Here is an 18,640-nt window from a genome sequence, read left to right as displayed (position 1 = left end):
ACCCTCTCTACTATAGCTTCTTGTATTGATTTTTTATTTTATAAACAGCTACTAATACTTCTGCCACTGCTTGATACATATCTGATGGAATTTCTTTATCTATATCTACCTTTTTATAAATCATTCTCGCTAAAGGTTTATTTTCAATAATTGGTATATCATGTTCCTTTGCAATTTCTCTTATCTTTAATGCAATAAGATCAGCACCCTTTGCAACTACTATTGGTGTAGTATCCTTTCCTTTTTCATATCTAATAGCTATAGATAAATGTGTAGGATTTGTTAGTATAACAGTAGATTCTGGCACTGATTGCATCATCCTTTGAGTTGCCATTTGTCTTTGTTTTTGTCTTATCTTTGATTTTATTTGAGGGTCTCCCTCCATCTGTTTATACTCTTCTCTTATTTCTTGCTTTGTCATCTTCAGTTGCTTCTTATGTGAATACTTCTGATATACATAATCTAGTACAGCAATTATTACTACTACTAAAAGTATATCTCCTAATAATTTCTTTATAATATTTATTACAGACGTCATTAAATATGGAAAGTAAATATCACCAGTGTTCAAAATAGCATTGTAATTTTCTTTAGCAAATGAAAAGCCTACATATCCAAGAACCACTATGACCAATATACTTTTAATCATTGTTCCTAAAGCTTTCATAGAAAACATATTTTTTAAGCCACTTATTGGATTAATCTTTGATAGCTTAGGCTTAAGACCTTCATTTGATAGTAATAATCCACTTTGAATTACATTTGCAATTATACCAAGTATTAAAATTCCAATTCCTATAGGCAAAAATATTTTAGCAAATGTTATACAAGCTTTTGTTGATATCGCTTCAATTGTTTTATAACTAACACTAGTGCTAAAATCCATAACTAAAAAATCTACAATAAGTATCTTAATTTCATTAATAATAAAGTCTGACATAGTATAAACGACTAAAACCACACCTGCTAATGTAAGTGCAGTCACCACCTCTTTACTTTTTGCTACATTTCCTTTTTTTCTCTCATCTTTTTTCTTCTTCTCCGTAGCTTCTTCTGTTTTGTCTCCTGTTGATAAAAATACTCCTATTGGAAATAACATTTCAGAATTTAGTGCAAAACTCCCATCCAATATATTAGGAAGTTGATTGAATAAATTATGTAATTCTTTTAGAACAAATGGAAGTACTGTAATAATAACAGCTACTCCAACCAACATTTTTACAGGCATACCAACAATCATCACATTAAACTGTGGAACACTTCTCGATATCATTCCCATTATTAACTCAGTAATTATCAAGGCAACTACTATAGGTATTGCTATTTTAAATCCGATAATAAAATAATCTACAAATATTTTTAGTATGTAGGTAAGACTATCATCAATTACTAATTTTCCTATGGGTATAATATTAAAGCTCTCTTGTATCCCAGTTAGTAACATATGATGTCCATTTATACTAAAGAAAACTACCACACCCATCCAATATAATAAGTTTTCTATTAATGTAGATTGACTTTGAGTATGCGGATCATAAGTATTTGCCATTGATAAGCCTATTTGTTGATCAACTAATCTTCCTGCTATTTTTAAACTATTAAAGCAAATGCTTGTTATATATCCTAAAATCAATCCTGTAGACGTTTCAATAATTGAGTAATTAGCTAGACTCTCTAAACTCTTTACATCAATATTAATATCTAATAATAGTGATATTATTGTAGATAAAAATAAAGAAAAGGCTACTTTAAAAGTCTTAGGTGTACCTGATGGAAATAAAATATTTGTGGCAACAAAAAATGCAGTTATTCTAATAAATACAAATATCATATTTATTCCTATTTAGTTACAACAGATATCATATTCATAAGTTCTGTTGTAAGAATTACTAGTTTATTTAACATCCAAGGGCCACCTATTATTACTACAAACATAATAGCAATTAACTTCGGTACAAAAGTTAGCGTTTGTTCTTGTATTTGAGTAGTAGCTTGAAAAATACTTATTATTAATCCTATGACTAATGAAACTAATAGGATTGGTCCAGCCACCATCATCCCCGTTAATAATGCTTTTTTTATTATGCTCATAATCATAATTTCGCTCATAATTATCTCCTCTTATCCTGTAAAACTTAGTAGTAATGATTTAATCAATAAGTTCCATCCATCTACCATAATAAATAATAATAATTTAAATGGAAGAGCTATAGATGCTGGAGGAAGCATAAACATCCCCATTGACATCAAAGTACTTGATACCACTAAGTCTACTATTAAAAATGGAATATATATTAAGAAACCTATTTGGAAGGCAGTTTTTAATTCACTTATAGCAAATGCTGGTACCAACACATGTAGGGGTATATTTTCTTTTGTCATCTCTTTTTTATCTATTTTACTGCTGTCTACAAATAGTTTTAAATCTTCGTCTCTAGTCTGTTTTAGCAAAAATTTTCTTATTGGTTTTTGTGCCTCTTCTAATGCCTCTTTTTGATTAATCTCTTCATTTATATATGGCTTTATTGCATTTTCATTAATTTCGCTTATCACTGGTGACATTATAAATATGGTTAAACATATTGCTAATCCTATTAGTACCTGGTTTGGTATACTTTGTTGAGCTCCAAGTGCTGATTTTATAAATGAAAAACTAATGATTATCCTTATAAAACTAGTAGCCATAAATATAACTGTAGGCAAAAACATAAAAAATGTCATTATCAAGAATAATTTCATTAATGGTGTAAACTCACTTGCATTAGCTAATATATTATTCAAACTCTCCATCCCTATTCTTCCTTGTATCAAATTTAGATGCTAACTTTTTAATATTAATTTTATTTAAATCCGTTCTCATTGAGATTTTGCTATTTTCAATTAGTAAAATCTCATCCTTACTTAATTTCTTGATTTTTTCCGTATGAGATGGTGAAGATATTATTACAAATCCTTCATCTCCTGTTTTTAAAACTAAGATACTAGTATCTTTATTTAAATTAGTTTTTTCTAATATACTAATGTAATTATTCTTTTTATTTGTTTCTATGTTTACTTTGCTCAGTTTTATTGAAACTACTATCAGTATTAAAACAATAGGAATAAAAACACTCAAATTAATTAGATATTCAATTAAATTATCTCCCATAGGATTATTTGTCCGTCTCCTTTTGTTCAATTATTACTATATCAACTCTTCTATTGATAGATTTATTTTCATCACTCGTATTTTCTACTAATGGTCTGTATTCTCCATATCCTGTAGCTGAAAGTCTAGTTGGCTCAAAGTTTTTTTGTTCTACAAAATATCTAAGTACATTGACTGATCTAGCTGTTGAAAGTTCCCAGTTTGAGGCATATCTAGATGAGTTTATAGGTACATTATCTGTGTGTCCTTCTACTACTATTTGATTATCTAATTTTGGTAGAATATCACTAATTACATCTAATATAGTCTTACTACCTTCTTTTAAATCAGCATTACCTTGATCAAATAAGATGGATTCTTCTAGTTGTAAAGCTACACCTCTATCTTCTTCTCTTATCTTTACAGCATCTTGCAAATCATTTTCACTTAATATTATATTTACCTTCTCTACTAGGGATTCATAATCACTTTGCTCTGGTATCATTGGCTCAACTCCATCTACTACTTCATCTATATTTTCTACTAATAGTGGCCTACCTGTTAATTCACTGTGTAATGCTCCTGATACCTGCTTTAGCTTTTCATTATCTATTACTGACATAGAATATAGTAAGATAAAGAAAGTTAATAGTAATGTTATAGTATCTGAATAAGTAGTTAGCCAGCTATTTGCATCTATATCATCTTCTACATCTTCTTCTCTTGCTCTATTATTGAGCATATGAGCTCACTCCTTTATCATATTGTGAAAGATTACTAAAATATCTATTTTTTTCTTTTTCATTTAAGAAGTTTATAAGTTTATCCTCAATAATGCTCATGCTTTCTCCATTCTTTAAACTTAAAACTCCAACTGCAACCATTTCTTTATAATCAACTTCATTTCTTGCCTTTGCCTGTAGGTTAAATCCTAATGGCATTAGTATCATATTAGCCAGAAGCGCTCCATAAAAAGTGGTTATTAATGCATTTGCCATACCAGATGCAATTACTTCTGGACTCTGTAAATCTGCTAACATTTGAATAAGACCTATTAAAGTTCCTATCATACCAAATGCAGGTGCATAGGATCCCCAAGTTTTATATATTTTAGCTGCCTTTTCATATTTCCTTTCAGATTCTTTTATCTTCATTGTAAGTATACTTCTTATTGTCGATTCATCTATTCCATCAATTACTAGCTCTATTCCTTTTTTAAAGAAATCATCTTCTATAACTTCTAACTCTTCTTCTAAAGAAAGTAAGCCTTCTACTCTTGATTTTCTTATCAAATCCTTAAAATCAAATATTACATCTTCCCTAGATATTTTATTAACTGTAAATGATTTTATAGTCATTCTAAAAAGTAGTTTTATTTCATCTAAAGAATAAGTTATAAGTAGTGCTGAAAAAGATCCACCTACTGTAATTGCTAAAGAAGACATACTTATAAAAGCTGATAATCCTGTATCACCAATACTTATTCCATAAAGTACAAACCCAAATCCAAGTATTAACCCAATTGGAGTTAGTATATCCTGCTTTCTCATAGTAGTTACCTTACCTATCTTTTAAGATTTATAATTTCTTGTAGTAATTCATCACTTGTAGTTATTACTTTACTTGATGCTTGGAATGCCCTCGTAGTTACTATCATCTCTGTAAATTCTTCAGAAAGGTCTACATTTGACATTTCTATTGCCCCTTGTATTATTGAACCATGTGCATCTCCATATATTGGATCACCAGAGTTGGCTGATTGTACATAAAGATTTCCACCTTGTGCTATTAATCCTTCTGAATTTTGAAATACTGCTACTCTTACTGTTGCATGGTTTTCTACCTTTGTACCATCTTCTAATCCTAGAGATATAGTTCCATCCTTTGAAACAGTTAAAGATATTACTTTTTTATCTACTCCTCCGTCGTTTACTTCTGTTGGTATAACGATAATGTTTCCTGCATCATCAGTTACTCTATACCCATCTGCAGTTACTAAAGTTCCATCTTCATCTAATGAAAATGACCCATCTCTAGTAAAAGCAGTCTCTCCATCTTTCTCAACGACGAAGAATCCATCTCCATCAAGTGCTAAATCTGTATTTCTTCCTGTTGGCTGTAATGATCCTTGACCCATGTGTTTATATATTCCAGATACTTTTGTTCCAATACCTATCTGTCCAGGATTTGTTCCACCTATACCTCCAGTAGGAGCACTAGCATGTATCATAGTTTGATTTAATGAATCTGTAAATCTCGAACTAGATTTTTTAAATGCTGTTGTTCCTACGTTTGCTACATTGTTACCTACTACATCCATTTTTGTTTGATTTGCTTTCATTCCACTTATTCCTGAGTACATTGACTTTAACATCTATATTTCCCCTTCTCATTCGTATACTAAATTTTATATTAATTTTTTTGCAGTTTATTTATTCTCTTTATCTGAATTTATCTTGACTAAACTTTCATATCTAAAAGATTTTATTTCTTCACTATCATCTAGTTTAACTTCTAAATATACTATTCCATCTTTAATAAATGTACTTTTTACTACTCCCGAACCACTAATTTCTGTTCCATCCTCATCAAATTCCTTTACCTCTATATGTTTATCTATTAATGATGATGCTGTGGACATTGCTGTATTTACCAAGATTCCATTATTTACTCCAACAAGATATTCCATTGAATCATTTAAGGACATCATATGGTCTAACATTGTAAACTGTGCTAACTGAGTTATATATTCTGTTGGATCTTGTGAATTAAATGGGTCTTGATTTACCATCTGAGCAACCAACATCTTTAGAAATATATCTTTGTCTACTTCTTCACCTTTTGGTACTATTGATGTCCCATTTTCTGTTTTATTATAGTTTGTACTTCTTGCACTTATAGCTTCCATTTTTCCTCCACTACGCTAACAAATTTAGGTTCTCATCTGATGATTTTTCTTCTTCTAAAATATCTATATTATCTTCATTTCCATATGTATTGTGGTGAGACCGCTTACTATTTCCTTCCTTAGACTCGTTGTTAAAGTTCTCTGAAAAATAGTTTTGATTATCACTTTTTATCTCTACTTCAACATCTTTTACCCTTATATCTAAATCACTCAGATGTTTGTTGATTTCATCTATATTTTTACTTACTAGGTTAAATATCTCTTCTTTAGATACAGTAATTAAAACCCTCGATTCTTTTTCGCTTTTTATAATTTTAATCACCATATCTCCTAGCTCTTTTGGGCTTAAATTTACTTTTAACTCTTTTAGGTCATTACTTTGTAAATAATTAATATTCTTTACAATATCCTCAACCATAACACTCTCTCGAATAGCTATAGATGGATTGATTTCATATTTTATACTGCTTATGTTATTACTTATATTTAATATTTCTTGATTTACAAATAATACATTTTTACTTGAATCGTCTTGTACTATGTTTTTAAGTATTTTTATATTTTTATCAAAATGTTCATCTCCTGAAATTATTTTGTTAATACCTAATTTATTATCAAGAGTAGTGTTATCATTTTTATTTAGGCCTGTAAATTCTGCATCTATCTCTTTACCAAATTCAATTTCAGAATTTTCTTTTTTATAATCATATACGATATTGTCTTGATTAATATTTACTTTTTCATTTGATATTTTTTTTAATATTTCGTTTAAGATCTCTCCTATAGGTTTATTATTAAGTTTAGTTCCTATAATGTAGTTATTTCTATCTACTTCTTCGATAGCTTTATTAATTTCATCAGTGTTATTTTCTACTAAGAAATTTTTTATTATAGATGTATTTTCATAAATATCTATATCAAGTAAATCATTATTTTTAATATCCTGTCTTTCACTATCATTATTGGTAATGTTATTTATTATACTAATAATTGAGCTTAAAAATTCTTTTATATCATCTTCTTGTTCATTTTCTAATAAATTATCATTATGTATTTTGTTATTTCTTTTATCGTTATTTTCTTGCAATATATTTAAGAAACTCTTACTATTTTGTTTTTCTTTAAAATTTAAAATAGCTTTATTATCAGTGTAATCCCTTACTTGTGATGACATTTCTAATTTCATACTAATTTACCTTGTAATCTAGTTGTACTCTTTGCCTCATATATGAGTACAATGCATATTCATCATTGATTATTTGTTCCTTTTGTTCTGATTCTCTTTTTAAAGCTTTAAGCTTATTTTCTTTTAGTTTCTCTAATGATTTTCTAGCAACCTGCTTACTTATAAGATCTTCTCTAGCTATATTAGCCTCTGATTTTTTCTTTTCTAAATCATTCTCAGTTTTGTCTATTGTATAAGATAGTGATGATAAATAATTAGCTGTTATTTTCTGAGTTAACACATCACTAATATCATTTATATTTGAATATTTATTGTAGTTATTTTTTAGTCTATCTAACTCAATTTCTACTACTTTTTTGTTATTCTCAACCTCTATATACCTTACTTTGCTAGCTTCTTCATCTCTCATTTTTATATCTAATACTTTTTGTAGTCTAAAATCTAAATTCTTCAATTAAGTCACCCTTTACATAAATATAGTTTTTAAATTATTTATATTTTCTTCATATGTTGTATTTTCATTTATTCCTTGCTTTAGAAAAGAATTTACTCTATCTATATAATCAATAGATAAATCTATTTTTCTATTGGATCCGCTTTCATAAGCTCCTATATTAATCAAGTCTTCTGCTTCTTTATAGGTAGCCATTATATCCCTAGCATATGAAGCTACTTTTTTGTGCTCTTCATCGCAGATTTCATTCATAAGTCTACTTACACTGTTAAGTACATCTATTGCTGGATAATGATTCTTATGTGCTAAATCTCTTGATAAAACAATATGCCCATCTAGTATACTTCTTACAGTATCAGCTATAGGTTCGTTAAAATCATCTCCATCAACTAGTACAGTATAAAAAGCTGTAATTGATCCCTTATCTGATATGCCTGTTCTCTCCATAAGTTTTGGAAGTTCAGCAAATACAGAAGGTGTATATCCCTTTTGTGCTGGTGGCTCTCCAATTGCCAAGCCAACTTCCCTTTGAGCCATAGCAAATCTTGTAACTGAATCCATCATAAGGATAACTTTTTTCCCCTGGTCTCTAAAATACTCTGCTATTGACGTTGCTGTTAATGCTCCTTTTAGTCTTACGAGAGGTGATTTATCAGAAGTCGAACATACTACTACTGATTTTTTCATGCCTTCTGGACCTAAGTCTCTCTCTATAAAATCAAGTACTTCCCTTCCTCTTTCTCCTATTAATGCAATAACGTTTACGTCTGCTTGTGCTGTTTTTGCAATCATACCTAAAGTGGTACTTTTACCAACACCACTACCTGCAAAAATTCCAATCCGTTGACCTTCACCACAAGTTATAAATCCATCTATTGCTTTTATTCCCGTAGGCATAATATCTTTAATACGCCTTCTTTTCATAGGATCTGGAGGTTGATTGAATAGGCTATATCTTTCACCAGACAAAATATCACTTCCATCTATAGGGTTTCCAATACCATCTATTACCTTTCCAAGTAGTTTATCACTGCATCTAACACTAAATGGAATTCCATTAGATACTACCCTGCATCCAGGACCTATCCCTACCAGCTCACCCAAAGGCATTAGTATAATTTCATTATATCTAAACCCTACTACCTCACAACTTATTGGTTGATTATATTGGTTATATATTGTACATAGCTCTCCTACAAAAGTTTTAATCCCTTCCACTTCTACGGTAAGACCTATAACCTTTTTTACCTTACCTTCTGATATTACTGGAGCTATATCTTTTATTTTACTAATAGCTTTATCAAAATCTATGGATATCATCTTTCCTCCGTATCTATAATAACTCTTCTTTTATTCTATTTAAAATTGAGTCTATACCTACAACTAATCTCCCTTTATTGTGTTCTATTACCGCATTACCTGTTTCTATATCTCTGTCTCCGATTACAAAGATATTGTCATTTATACTATAACTTTTCTTCCATTTCTTAACTTCACATTGTAGATTTTCTATATATAGTGGATTTATTTTTATAACAATGCTATTTTTAAGTTCATATTCTCTTAATATGTCTTCTAATATATGAGTCATAGACTTTTCATCATTAAATTTTTCTCTTAAGACCTTCTCTGCAATAAATATTGATAATGATAATATATCTTTCTTACTATCTTCTAGTAAATTTATAACTTCTTTGTTTGAATCAGCTAAAATTTCGTTAGCTTTTTCTATTATAGAGGCTGATTCCACTTTTGCTTTTTCTACATTAGTTTCATATGCTTCTTTATATCCATCTTCATATCCATTTTTCAGACCTTGACTATACCCATTTTCATAGGCTTTTTTTTCTATATCAATTGCTTCTTTTCTTGCAGATTCTATTATGTCAGTACTAAGTTGCTCAGTCCTCATCATTATATTGCTATGTTCTTTTTTCGCATTATTAATCTCTATCTCAATGAGATCTTTTTTTATTAATAAATCGTCTAGAGATTCGATTTTGTCTAACTCTATTATTTTAGCTGTATTTAAACTTACTCTTCCTTTTAAGTCTACCTCTTTACCTCTAATTATATTTCTATCTTTATACAACAAGCTCATCTTCAGGGCTCCTTACTAATGTTATAGCACCTTCGCTATCTAATCTTCTAACTATACTAACTATATTTTGTTGTGATTCTTCTACCTGAGATACTTTTACACTTCCAAGTAAATAAATTTCTTCTCTAAGAACTTGAGAAGCTCTTTGTGATTGATTTTTAAATATAGTTTCTGATACCTCTTCTGGTGATCCCTTAAGTGCGATAGCTATATCTTTTAAGTTAACTTCCTTAAGTACTTTTTGTATTGATATACTATCTAAGTTTGCTATATCCTCAAATACAAACATGCTAGACTTTATCTTCTCAGCTAGAGAATTATTTTTACTTTCAAGAAAACTTAATATGTTCTTTTCAGTCTTCCTATCTACATTAGTAAGTATTTCGACTAGACTGTCTACTCCATTTGAGCTATCAATTTCTGTACTTCCTGAATCATTTAATTTCTTTTCTAATGTAATATCTACAGCCCTAATAATTGCTGGTGATATATTTGACATACTCCCAACCTTTAGAGCTACTTCTTCTTGTAGTTTCTCTGGTAACTTGCATAATATCTGAGCAGATTTTTCTGACTGTATATGAGCTAAGATTATTGCTATTGTTTGAGCACTTTCTCCTTGTATACAATTAAGTATTTTGTCTACATCTGCCTTTCTTGCAGACATAAATATTTTAGTGTATGCATCATACTTTATTACTTCTAATATCTTATCTCCTTTTTGATTGCCAAGAGCCCCATTTATTATTGATTTAGCACAATCCATACCACCTTCAAGAATAAACTCTTTCTCTTTGTTCATTTCTACAAATTCTTTTAATATTGTTCTTCTATCTGAGGCGTTGATTGTATGTATATTTGCAATTTCTACACCTATCCTTTGTATTTGCTTTTCTGGTAAATTTTTTATAATACTTGAAGCTACATCATTTCCTAATGACATAAGTAAAACCGCAGCTTTCTTGGCTCCACTAACTTTATTATTTTTATGTATACTGCCTAAATCAAAGGCATTACCAACTTTTAAAATATCCGTATTCACTATTAATCCCCTTTTATTCATTTAGCCAGATTTTTATTAACTCTGTTACCTCTTCTGGATTTTTTGAAGCAAATAACTTAACTTCTTCTTCTAATGTAAGTGATTCACTATTTTCATTTATAAAGTTTAATGATGTTTCTTCAGATTCATCTTCCATAATTGCTACAAGTTCTTTTTCATTCTTCTTTTTGCTTATATAGCTTGCAGCTAATATAATTGCTATTAATAATAGAATTCCTCCAACTAAATATGCAACTAATTTAAATATCAGCTCTTTTTGCTCTTGTAATTTAGCTTCCTCTAACTGTGCTTTTCCTTTAGCATCAAACTCCATAGCCACAACAGATATATTATCTCCTCTTGAAGCATCCATACCTATTGCTCCTGCTACCATACTCTCTATATTTTCAATAGTTTTGGCATTTACAACTCCATCTATTGCAACAGATGTTGTTATCCTTTTTACCTCTCCTACTGTTGTAATAGTTTTCGTCTCTACTTTTCCAACCTCATACTCAATATTTTCTTCTTTAGAACTTGATCCACTTCCATTTCCTTGACCAGTATTACTCATATTGTTGTCTACTGGTGAGCCAGATTGAGCGCTATCAGATGAACTATTCTCACTTCTAGATTCACTTTTGATGACTTTTTCTGGGTCTATCTTTATTTCAGTTTTCTCAGATGAATCAAAGTTTAAGTCTGAATTTACACTAACCTTAACCTTGCCTTTTCCAAACATAGGTTCTAGCATGTTATTAATAGATTTCTCTAGGTCTTCATTTAGCTCTTTTTCAGCCTCTCTTGCTGATTGTAAATTTGATTTGCTTCCATTTGTAGCATTACCATTTTCATCGTACAATCCTTCGGATAGTAAAGTCATATTTTGATCTATTACCTCTACAGTTTCCTTTGGTAGATTTTGGCTACTTGCAGAAACTAATGAGATTATTGATCTAATTTGATTCTCCTGAAGTGTTTGACCTGATTTTAGACCTAAATATACAGCTGCTTGTCCTGGTTTATTTTCTTTAGAGAATACTGATGACTCTCCTTCCGTAATATGTACCCTTGCTGTTTCTACTTGAGGGAATGTCTTTATTGTTTTTTCAATTTCACCTTGCATCATTCTCTGCTTTTTTAATTGAAATTCTTCGTCTGTTATACCAAATCCACTTCCGTTGTCCATGATCTCAAAACCTTGAGATCCATTTGATATAGAAGGTGATAGCTCCAACCTAAGCTTATCAACCTCTTTTTTAGGTACATAGATTATATCTCCTTCAATTTTTGTATCTACACTTCTACTTTCAAGTTCTTTACTAATATTAGCCGCATCAATACTATCTAGTCCTGAAAATAATATATCGTATTTATTTTTCACGGCATAACTAATACTAAATATAGTCGATAAAATAATTGCTATTACACCTATTACTATGGCAATCTTAGTTCCCTTTTTTAACGCAATAAATCCTTCTTTTTTTGCCTTTAAAAAGTCTTTAACTTTATGTAAAAAATTCTGCTGCTCCATTATCCCTACCTCTTGTTAGATATTAAAGCTGTACCTTATTCACTTCTTGATAAGCTTCAACTAATTTATTTCTCATTTCTATTAACAACTGCATAGAAATTTGAGATTCTTCAACTGCAAGCATTACATTATGCATACTTACATCCTCACCTTTTATAAAACTATTTACCATGTTATTTGCATTTACTTGTGAGTTATTTACATTATTTATTACACCACTAATAATTTCTGAAAATTTATTATTTTTATTTTCTTCATTTTTATTATGCACGTTAATATTGTTGTAATTAATACTTTCTAATCCTTTATTTATTGCCTCTGTATTCACTGATATTCCTCCTACTACCTTCCTATTTCTAAGGCCTTAGATATTATATTCTTTTGTGCATTTAATGTATCTACATTTGATTCATAAGCTCTTGATGCGGATATTAAATCAGACATTTCAACTAATATATCAACATTTGGGTATTCAACATATCCATCATTATTTGCGTCCGGATGCGTCGGGTCATATTCCTTACTCAATGGTGATTTATCTTGATCTATAGATACTGATTTCACACCTAACATACCTATTTTTTTATCATAGTTTTCTGAAAAGACTGCCACTTTTCTAACATATGCACCTCCATCTTCTGTTCTTGTAGTTCTCATATTCGCTACATTAGAAGATATAACATCTAGTCTTAGTCTTTCAGCCGATAGACCACTTGCACTAATTCTCATTCCGCCAAATACGCTCATAAATTTACCTTCCTGATATTACACTTTTAGTTAGTGCTAATTTTGTATTACTTATGTTTATTAATGCATTGTATTGTAATGTAGTTGCTGCTTGATTTACTTTTTCATTTTCTAAATCTACATTATTACCATCAAATCTTATCGAGTTAGATTTATCTTCTTTAATCTCTATTTTTATGTTATCTTTATTAGTTTTATCTAAAGTTTCTTCAAAACTAACATACTTTCTTTTGTATCCTGGAGTATTTGTATTGGATATATTGTTCGCAATAGTCCTACTCCTCATTTCTGTTGCATCTAAGCTCATTTTTAATAATCCATATATATCCATATATGACCTCCTCTGTAAATAGCCTAGTTAAAAACATAAAAAAAAGCTACTCCAAAGAGAGTAGCTTAAATATATCTAATAATGCATTACATAAAACATAAAATAGATATACAAAACAAAAAGTTTTTAACTCTTTGGCAACTGGCTGGCATAGTCTCTGACCTTAGCCCCTATAGCTTTGCGTCACTAGATTTCTCTAGCTTTGCTTATTTAGTTTTCTAATTTCTTCTATATTTGTATTATACTACTTTAATCTACTTTTTACTATAGTTTTTTACAATTTTTGCTAAATATTTTCATTTTATATTCATTTAACTTTATTTTGTATCTAAATTTTCTATATTTGTCTTTATATTTTGAATTTTATTTTATATCCATTTCTAAATTCATAATATTCAAAACAAAAAAACATAACCTGATGGTTATGTTTTTTTGTTTTGAATATATATTTTGATACTTTATTATCTTAATAATTGTAACACACTTTGTGGTTGTTGATTAGCTTGAGATATCATAGCTTGTGAAGCTTGAGTTAATATGTTTAACTTAGATAAGTTAACCATTTCTTTAGCTACATCAACATCTCTTATTCTTGACTCTGCAGCTGTTAAGTTTTCACTTGAAGTTGTTAAGTTATTTTGAGTATATTCTAATCTATTTTGTGTAGCACCTAATTGAGCTCTACCTTCATTTATAGCTGTTAATGCTGTATCAACTGCTGTTATAAATGCTCTAGCTTCATCTCCATCAGCTAACGCTATATCAACATCGGCTACAACACCATCAGCATCTATTGTTCCATTAGTTAAAGTTCCAGCTAAACCTTCTAAGTCAACTGCTCCTACTGTTCTAGTTTCACCATTTGCTCCAGCTTGTACAACTTTATCAGTTGCAGCTGCTGATAAAACTTGTTGACCATTGAACTTCGTTTCATGAGATATCTTTAATAATTCTTCTCCTAGAGCATCAATTTCAGTTTTTATCTTAGCTCTATCAGCTGCTTCTAGCGTATCATTTCCAGCTTGAACTCCCAGCTCTCTCATTCTTTGAGCAACATTTGCTGCTTCTTCTAGCGCACCTTCTGTAGTTTGTATCATAGATATACCATCTTGAACATTTCTATTAGCTTGATCTAATCCTCTTATTTGAGATCTCATCTTTTCAGATATTGCAAGACCTGCTGCATCATCACCTGCTTTAGTTATTCTAAGACCAGAAGATATCTTCTCCATAGAATTCCCTGCTAAAGCTGAATTTTTTGTTGTGCTATTATGTGCTAATAACGCATTCATATTTGTATTTACTCTCATTGTAGTACCCTCCTTAGTTTTTTAACGACATCCTTGTCTGTTGTATATAAGATATTTATCTTATATTATATATATCGGTATATTTATAATATACTTTATATCTTTTTAGAAAATAAATTTAAATTCTCTTTTTTTAAACTTGCATAGATAAAATTCCCTTTTTGCTTTACTTGATATTCTTTTATTTCCTTCTTAACCTGATTCATCTTTACTTCAATAAATTCTTTTATATTATCATCAAATATATATACAGCTTGTTTTTTATATTCATCTTTAAATTGTTTTATTTTTCCATTTCGGCCTAGTTCGGTTATAATAACTTCTCTATCTTCTAAAATCTTATAAGCTTCATTGTAGTTGTCCTTACTCAGCATTAATATTATTTCTAAAGATAATTTCCTGTATTTTTCTATAGTTGTCTCCATAATTAACCTGCCTTACTGCATAAGATAACTCATTTGAGAGTTAAGTTTACTCATTGTAGACTCTAACTTTGCGAATTTAGCATATAACTGTTGTTCTTTAGCTTTCATTTTTCTCATCAAATCCTTAATTTGATCTTCTTGCTTTTTTATCTGATTAGAAAAAATATTATTGATTGCGGTTGAAGATTTCTCTACACCAGCTTTTTTAACAAATATACCACTTGAACTTCCTGCATACTTATATATTACATCTTTTACTTTTTCAAATACACCCGTGGTAACTTTTTGTGTTAAATCTCCATTTTCTTTCAATGCTTTTGTAAACTTCTCTTCATCAAGCTCTATTTGCCCCTGTTTGTTATAATCACTAGCACTTGTAATTCCAATTTCAGATAGACCTATTCCAGCTTCAGTAAAAGGAGAAAACATTGCATTTTTAATATCTTCCATAAATGATCTTAGTTCAGAGTCATTTCTTAACATTCCGGCCTTAGCTTTTTCTTCCCATTGTTCTATTTCTTTTTCTGTCATATCTTCTTTTTGTGCATCAGTAAGTGGTGTATAGTCTCTAGATTTTCGCTCTGTTACCGTACTATACACACTGTCCATAATCTTATTATAATCTTCTATGAAAGATTTCATCTTATCTACTACATTAGTTACATCTTGTGTTGAACTTAGCTTAGCTTCTCCAACTCCATTAACACTGTAAGTAATCCCATCTATATTAAACGAATTTTTAGATTCACTTAGTTCTTTTATTATATTTCCTTTGCTATCCATAACGGTGATCTTTGAGTTAGAACCTTTTACTTCTCCATTTACTATATCTACTCCACCTATATCTTTTAGGCCTAAAAAATCTAATGAGCTAGATGTTCCTTGTTCTATAAAGTTACCGTCTACATCTTTACTTACATCAACAATCTTTACTATACTATTTTCACCTGTAGAGTTAGATTTAATAGTTAACTTACCTGTCATATCACTAAATGATGCCTTTATATCGCCTTGTGTACTGCTATTTATTTTTTCAATTAAAGTATCAATTGTATCGTCTTCACTCAAAGATATAACCTTAGAGTCTTTTCCATCCCCTATACTTATTTTAAAATTAACTTCTCCACTTAATCCTAAATCTTTTAATTTACTATTTTTTTGAATACTTACTCCGGATTTAGATATACTACTTGTCATTTGTGGCTCTTGAGCTAGACTTTCTACTTTAAATTTATAGTCAATACCGCTTGATCCTGCACTAGATGATGCGGTTATTACATTGCTGTTAGAACTATTTATTGTCAATGTATTAAGTGACTTTGATCCAAGTATATAATCTTTTGATGTTACACTAAAGTATTTATCATAAAGTCCTTTTACATCCTTTATAATTTCTCTATATTTGTCTTGTTTCCACGTTGATATCTGCTGATTTTGTTTTACTTTATCAATTTTACTTTGATCATTTGCTAACATATCCTTTATCATCTTATCAGTATCCATTCCAGTTGCAAGACCTGGAATTCTGACTGAGTTAATTGAAGACATAATATACCCCCTATTTTTTAGAATTATTTAATTTATTTGCCTCATGCCACATATATCTTATTTCTTCAATTAGCGGTAACACCTCATCAATCATCGATACATCTTTTTTTATATTAGCTTGGCACAGCTTATATTTAATAAATTCATACAGTTCATATAAATCTTTTGTAAAACTTCCGATACTTGTATCAAGAGTAACCATAAGTTCTGTAAATATATCTTGAACTCTTATTAACTCATTATGAGCTTTTTGCATATCTTTATTTTCTATTGCTAACCGCGCTACTTTTGTATATTTTACAGTTCCATCAACTAACATCAATAGTAATTGCTCCTTAGATGACATGTTTACTGAGTTTTGTTTATATGTATTATATGGGTTTGTTGCGTACATAATAATTCCACCTACTTTATCTAAATAAATCACTTATATCTATATCTTTAATAATAGCTTGTCTATTTTCTTTTTCTACCTTTTCATATACTTCTTTTCTTAATATGGTCTTACTCTTTGGTGCTGATATAGCTAACTTAACACTTCCATCTTCTATTTTACTTACTTGTATCTCTATATCATCTCCTATTAAGATAGATTCGCCTTTTTTTCTAGTAATTACTAACATTTTGATTTCTCCTTATTAATAAATGTTTTGTATCATATGTATCACATTGTATTATAAACTGTTTTGCCATATTATTACTAACATTTATTATTACAGGAGCTTTTAAGTTTACCGTACTTTCCTCTAATGTTTTTCCTAATGTTATAATATTTAATACTAAAACATCAGTAGGGTGCTTTATTTCTAACTCTTTAACTATTTCCTCAGTCAAATCAATTTCATATTCATTATATATATTAAAAGGTAATACTGCACTAAAGCTAATATCTTCTTCAAGTGATCGTATTATTTTATAATCTTTGCTATTATTTACATCCTCTATTCTAAACTTTCTTAAATATTCAAATCCGGGTATCCCCTTTTTAAAAGTAACTTCCATACAAATGCTCCTTATCTTAAGTAATCGAGTATTGTTGGCTGGATCAGTTTTGATCCAACTTGCATAGATGAATTATAAACTAACTGAGCATTGGATAATTCTATATATTTTTCAGATAGGTCTACATCTTGTATAGATGAAAATATTTTTTTCATATTTAATATGTTATCTTCATTATTAGATTTTACTGACTCTACAGTATTTGTCTTTGCTCCAATAAGAGATCTGTTATCTAATACATCTAACATATAATCATTGACCTCACTTGATAATTCACCTATTTCATCCATATCTATAGGATTTTTATCTAATGCTTTGACTATGTTATTTAAAGTATTAAATCCATCCCCATTATTACTAACTTGATGCGCCGTTAAATTATAGTCTATTGTTATTCCTGGAGATATTTCAACCTTTAGTTTATTGCTGTTAGTAGTATCACTTAATTTTAGTTCTACTAATCCATCAGCACCCTCTACCACTTGTACTGGTGGTTCACCAGTGTTTGTTCCTCCAAATATGTATTTTCCTGCATAAGTTGAATTAAGTGCCTCTGCAATCTCTTTTAATTTTTCATTAACTTCAGTTTTTACTGACCTTATCTCATCCTCACCATAAGTTCCACTTATTGAAGTTAATAATGTTTTTATATCACTTGTCAGTACTCCAACTCTTTCTAATGATGCATCAGTGGTATCCATCCAACCCATAATTTCATCGCAGTTATAATTAAATTTTTCAACACTATTTATTTCACTTTTTAAGTTCATCACTTTTATAGCATTGTATGGATCATCTGATACTCTATTTATTTCTTTTCCCGAATTAAGCTGTTTATTAAGTTTATCTATTTTCTGCAAGCTCTTTTGTGTATCACTTAAATATGTACTAGCCATAGAAGCATTGGTTACTCTCATATTTATTT

Annotated in this window: 24 protein-coding genes and 1 riboswitch; all 24 genes read right to left on the bottom strand. The window is 29.5% G+C overall.

From position 1 onward, the window contains the following. Nucleotides 1–10 precede the first annotated feature (10 nt). The 24 genes from CHL78_RS03170 to CHL78_RS03055 all read right to left on the bottom strand — a co-directional run bounded on the left by CHL78_RS03170 (nucleotide 11) and on the right by CHL78_RS03055 (nucleotide 18,632). Complete coding sequence (locus tag CHL78_RS03170) at nucleotides 11–1,831, bottom strand: fused FliR family export protein/FlhB family type III secretion system protein (protein ID WP_094368688.1); 1,821 nt, start codon at nucleotides 1,829–1,831, stop codon at nucleotides 11–13. A gap of 8 nt (nucleotides 1,832–1,839) precedes the next feature. Continuing rightward, nucleotides 1,840–2,109, bottom strand: a complete 270-nt coding sequence (fliQ, locus tag CHL78_RS03165) for a flagellar biosynthesis protein FliQ (RefSeq protein WP_094368687.1) — start codon at nucleotides 2,107–2,109, stop codon at nucleotides 1,840–1,842. 12 nt (nucleotides 2,110–2,121) lie between these two features. Continuing rightward, on the bottom strand, nucleotides 2,122–2,790 hold the full coding sequence (gene fliP, locus CHL78_RS03160) for a flagellar type III secretion system pore protein FliP (protein ID WP_094368686.1): 669 nt from the start codon (nucleotides 2,788–2,790) through the stop codon (nucleotides 2,122–2,124). Next, nucleotides 2,774–3,148: a hypothetical protein gene (locus tag CHL78_RS03155; protein WP_094368685.1), complete on the bottom strand. Its 375-nt coding sequence runs from the start codon at nucleotides 3,146–3,148 to the stop codon at nucleotides 2,774–2,776. The genes fliP and CHL78_RS03155 overlap by 17 nt, the downstream gene beginning before the upstream one ends. Before the next feature lie 4 nt (nucleotides 3,149–3,152). Continuing rightward, nucleotides 3,153–3,869: an OmpA/MotB family protein gene (locus CHL78_RS03150; protein ID WP_094368684.1), complete on the bottom strand. Its 717-nt coding sequence runs from the start codon at nucleotides 3,867–3,869 to the stop codon at nucleotides 3,153–3,155. After that, the gene (locus tag CHL78_RS03145) at nucleotides 3,859–4,677 is read right to left on the bottom strand and encodes a motility protein A (RefSeq protein WP_094368683.1); all 819 of its coding nucleotides are present in this window, start codon (nucleotides 4,675–4,677) and stop codon (nucleotides 3,859–3,861) included. The genes CHL78_RS03150 and CHL78_RS03145 overlap by 11 nt, the downstream gene beginning before the upstream one ends. Before the next feature lie 14 nt (nucleotides 4,678–4,691). Continuing rightward, complete coding sequence (gene flgF / locus CHL78_RS03140) at nucleotides 4,692–5,501, bottom strand: flagellar basal-body rod protein FlgF (RefSeq protein WP_094368682.1); 810 nt, start codon at nucleotides 5,499–5,501, stop codon at nucleotides 4,692–4,694. Between the two features lie 54 nt (nucleotides 5,502–5,555). Further along, nucleotides 5,556–6,035, bottom strand: a complete 480-nt coding sequence (locus CHL78_RS03135; protein ID WP_094368681.1) for a flagellar hook assembly protein FlgD — start codon at nucleotides 6,033–6,035, stop codon at nucleotides 5,556–5,558. Nucleotides 6,036–6,045: 10 nt separating this feature from the next. Further along, a complete protein-coding gene (locus CHL78_RS03130; protein WP_094368680.1) occupies nucleotides 6,046–7,221 on the bottom strand; it encodes a flagellar hook-length control protein FliK in 1,176 nt (391 codons plus the stop codon). A 1-nt stretch (nucleotide 7,222) separates the two neighbouring features. Beyond that, nucleotides 7,223–7,675, bottom strand: a complete 453-nt coding sequence (gene fliJ, locus CHL78_RS03125) for a flagellar export protein FliJ (RefSeq protein ID WP_094368679.1) — start codon at nucleotides 7,673–7,675, stop codon at nucleotides 7,223–7,225. Nucleotides 7,676–7,687: 12 nt separating this feature from the next. Continuing rightward, the gene (fliI, locus tag CHL78_RS03120) at nucleotides 7,688–8,995 is read right to left on the bottom strand and encodes a flagellar protein export ATPase FliI (RefSeq protein WP_094368678.1); all 1,308 of its coding nucleotides are present in this window, start codon (nucleotides 8,993–8,995) and stop codon (nucleotides 7,688–7,690) included. Nucleotides 8,996–9,008: 13 nt separating this feature from the next. Then, nucleotides 9,009–9,776 (bottom strand): FliH/SctL family protein, encoded by a 768-nt coding sequence (locus CHL78_RS03115; protein WP_094368677.1) that lies wholly within the window; start codon nucleotides 9,774–9,776, stop codon nucleotides 9,009–9,011. Continuing rightward, the gene (gene fliG / locus CHL78_RS03110; protein WP_094368734.1) at nucleotides 9,760–10,818 is read right to left on the bottom strand and encodes a flagellar motor switch protein FliG; all 1,059 of its coding nucleotides are present in this window, start codon (nucleotides 10,816–10,818) and stop codon (nucleotides 9,760–9,762) included. Before fliG ends, CHL78_RS03115 begins: the two co-directional genes overlap by 17 nt. Nucleotides 10,819–10,831: 13 nt before the next feature. Further along, complete coding sequence (gene fliF, locus CHL78_RS03105; RefSeq protein WP_094368676.1) at nucleotides 10,832–12,352, bottom strand: flagellar basal-body MS-ring/collar protein FliF; 1,521 nt, start codon at nucleotides 12,350–12,352, stop codon at nucleotides 10,832–10,834. 22 nt (nucleotides 12,353–12,374) lie between these two features. Beyond that, on the bottom strand, nucleotides 12,375–12,680 hold the full coding sequence (gene fliE, locus CHL78_RS03100) for a flagellar hook-basal body complex protein FliE (RefSeq protein WP_158540625.1): 306 nt from the start codon (nucleotides 12,678–12,680) through the stop codon (nucleotides 12,375–12,377). A 14-nt stretch (nucleotides 12,681–12,694) separates the two neighbouring features. Then, nucleotides 12,695–13,099, bottom strand: a complete 405-nt coding sequence (gene flgC / locus CHL78_RS03095; RefSeq protein WP_094366877.1) for a flagellar basal body rod protein FlgC — start codon at nucleotides 13,097–13,099, stop codon at nucleotides 12,695–12,697. A gap of 4 nt (nucleotides 13,100–13,103) precedes the next feature. Beyond that, on the bottom strand, nucleotides 13,104–13,430 hold the full coding sequence (locus tag CHL78_RS03090) for a flagellar basal body protein (RefSeq protein WP_094366876.1): 327 nt from the start codon (nucleotides 13,428–13,430) through the stop codon (nucleotides 13,104–13,106). Nucleotides 13,431–13,563: 133 nt separating this feature from the next. Continuing rightward, a riboswitch (cyclic di-GMP riboswitch) is annotated at nucleotides 13,564–13,647 on the bottom strand. 244 nt (nucleotides 13,648–13,891) lie between these two features. Then, nucleotides 13,892–14,740, bottom strand: coding sequence for a flagellin N-terminal helical domain-containing protein (locus CHL78_RS03085; RefSeq protein ID WP_094366875.1), 849 nt, complete (start codon nucleotides 14,738–14,740; stop codon nucleotides 13,892–13,894). A gap of 95 nt (nucleotides 14,741–14,835) precedes the next feature. Next, nucleotides 14,836–15,165: a hypothetical protein gene (locus CHL78_RS03080; protein WP_094366814.1), complete on the bottom strand. Its 330-nt coding sequence runs from the start codon at nucleotides 15,163–15,165 to the stop codon at nucleotides 14,836–14,838. A 12-nt stretch (nucleotides 15,166–15,177) separates the two neighbouring features. Continuing rightward, on the bottom strand, nucleotides 15,178–16,713 hold the full coding sequence (fliD, locus tag CHL78_RS03075) for a flagellar filament capping protein FliD (RefSeq protein ID WP_094366813.1): 1,536 nt from the start codon (nucleotides 16,711–16,713) through the stop codon (nucleotides 15,178–15,180). Between the two features lie 10 nt (nucleotides 16,714–16,723). Continuing rightward, on the bottom strand, nucleotides 16,724–17,107 hold the full coding sequence (gene fliS / locus CHL78_RS03070; protein ID WP_094366812.1) for a flagellar export chaperone FliS: 384 nt from the start codon (nucleotides 17,105–17,107) through the stop codon (nucleotides 16,724–16,726). Between the two features lie 16 nt (nucleotides 17,108–17,123). After that, complete coding sequence (gene csrA / locus CHL78_RS03065) at nucleotides 17,124–17,336, bottom strand: carbon storage regulator CsrA (RefSeq protein ID WP_094366811.1); 213 nt, start codon at nucleotides 17,334–17,336, stop codon at nucleotides 17,124–17,126. Further along, nucleotides 17,320–17,715 (bottom strand): flagellar assembly protein FliW, encoded by a 396-nt coding sequence (fliW, locus tag CHL78_RS03060; RefSeq protein ID WP_094366810.1) that lies wholly within the window; start codon nucleotides 17,713–17,715, stop codon nucleotides 17,320–17,322. Before fliW ends, csrA begins: the two co-directional genes overlap by 17 nt. Before the next feature lie 11 nt (nucleotides 17,716–17,726). Further along, nucleotides 17,727–18,632 (bottom strand): flagellin N-terminal helical domain-containing protein, encoded by a 906-nt coding sequence (locus tag CHL78_RS03055; RefSeq protein WP_094366809.1) that lies wholly within the window; start codon nucleotides 18,630–18,632, stop codon nucleotides 17,727–17,729. Nucleotides 18,633–18,640: the final 8 nt, after the last annotated feature.

This window comes from Romboutsia weinsteinii (assembly GCF_002250835.2).
In the GTDB taxonomy this organism is placed as follows: Bacteria; Bacillota; Clostridia; order Peptostreptococcales; family Peptostreptococcaceae; genus Romboutsia_A; species Romboutsia_A weinsteinii.
This window is presented reverse-complemented; position numbering and strand designations above follow the sequence as displayed.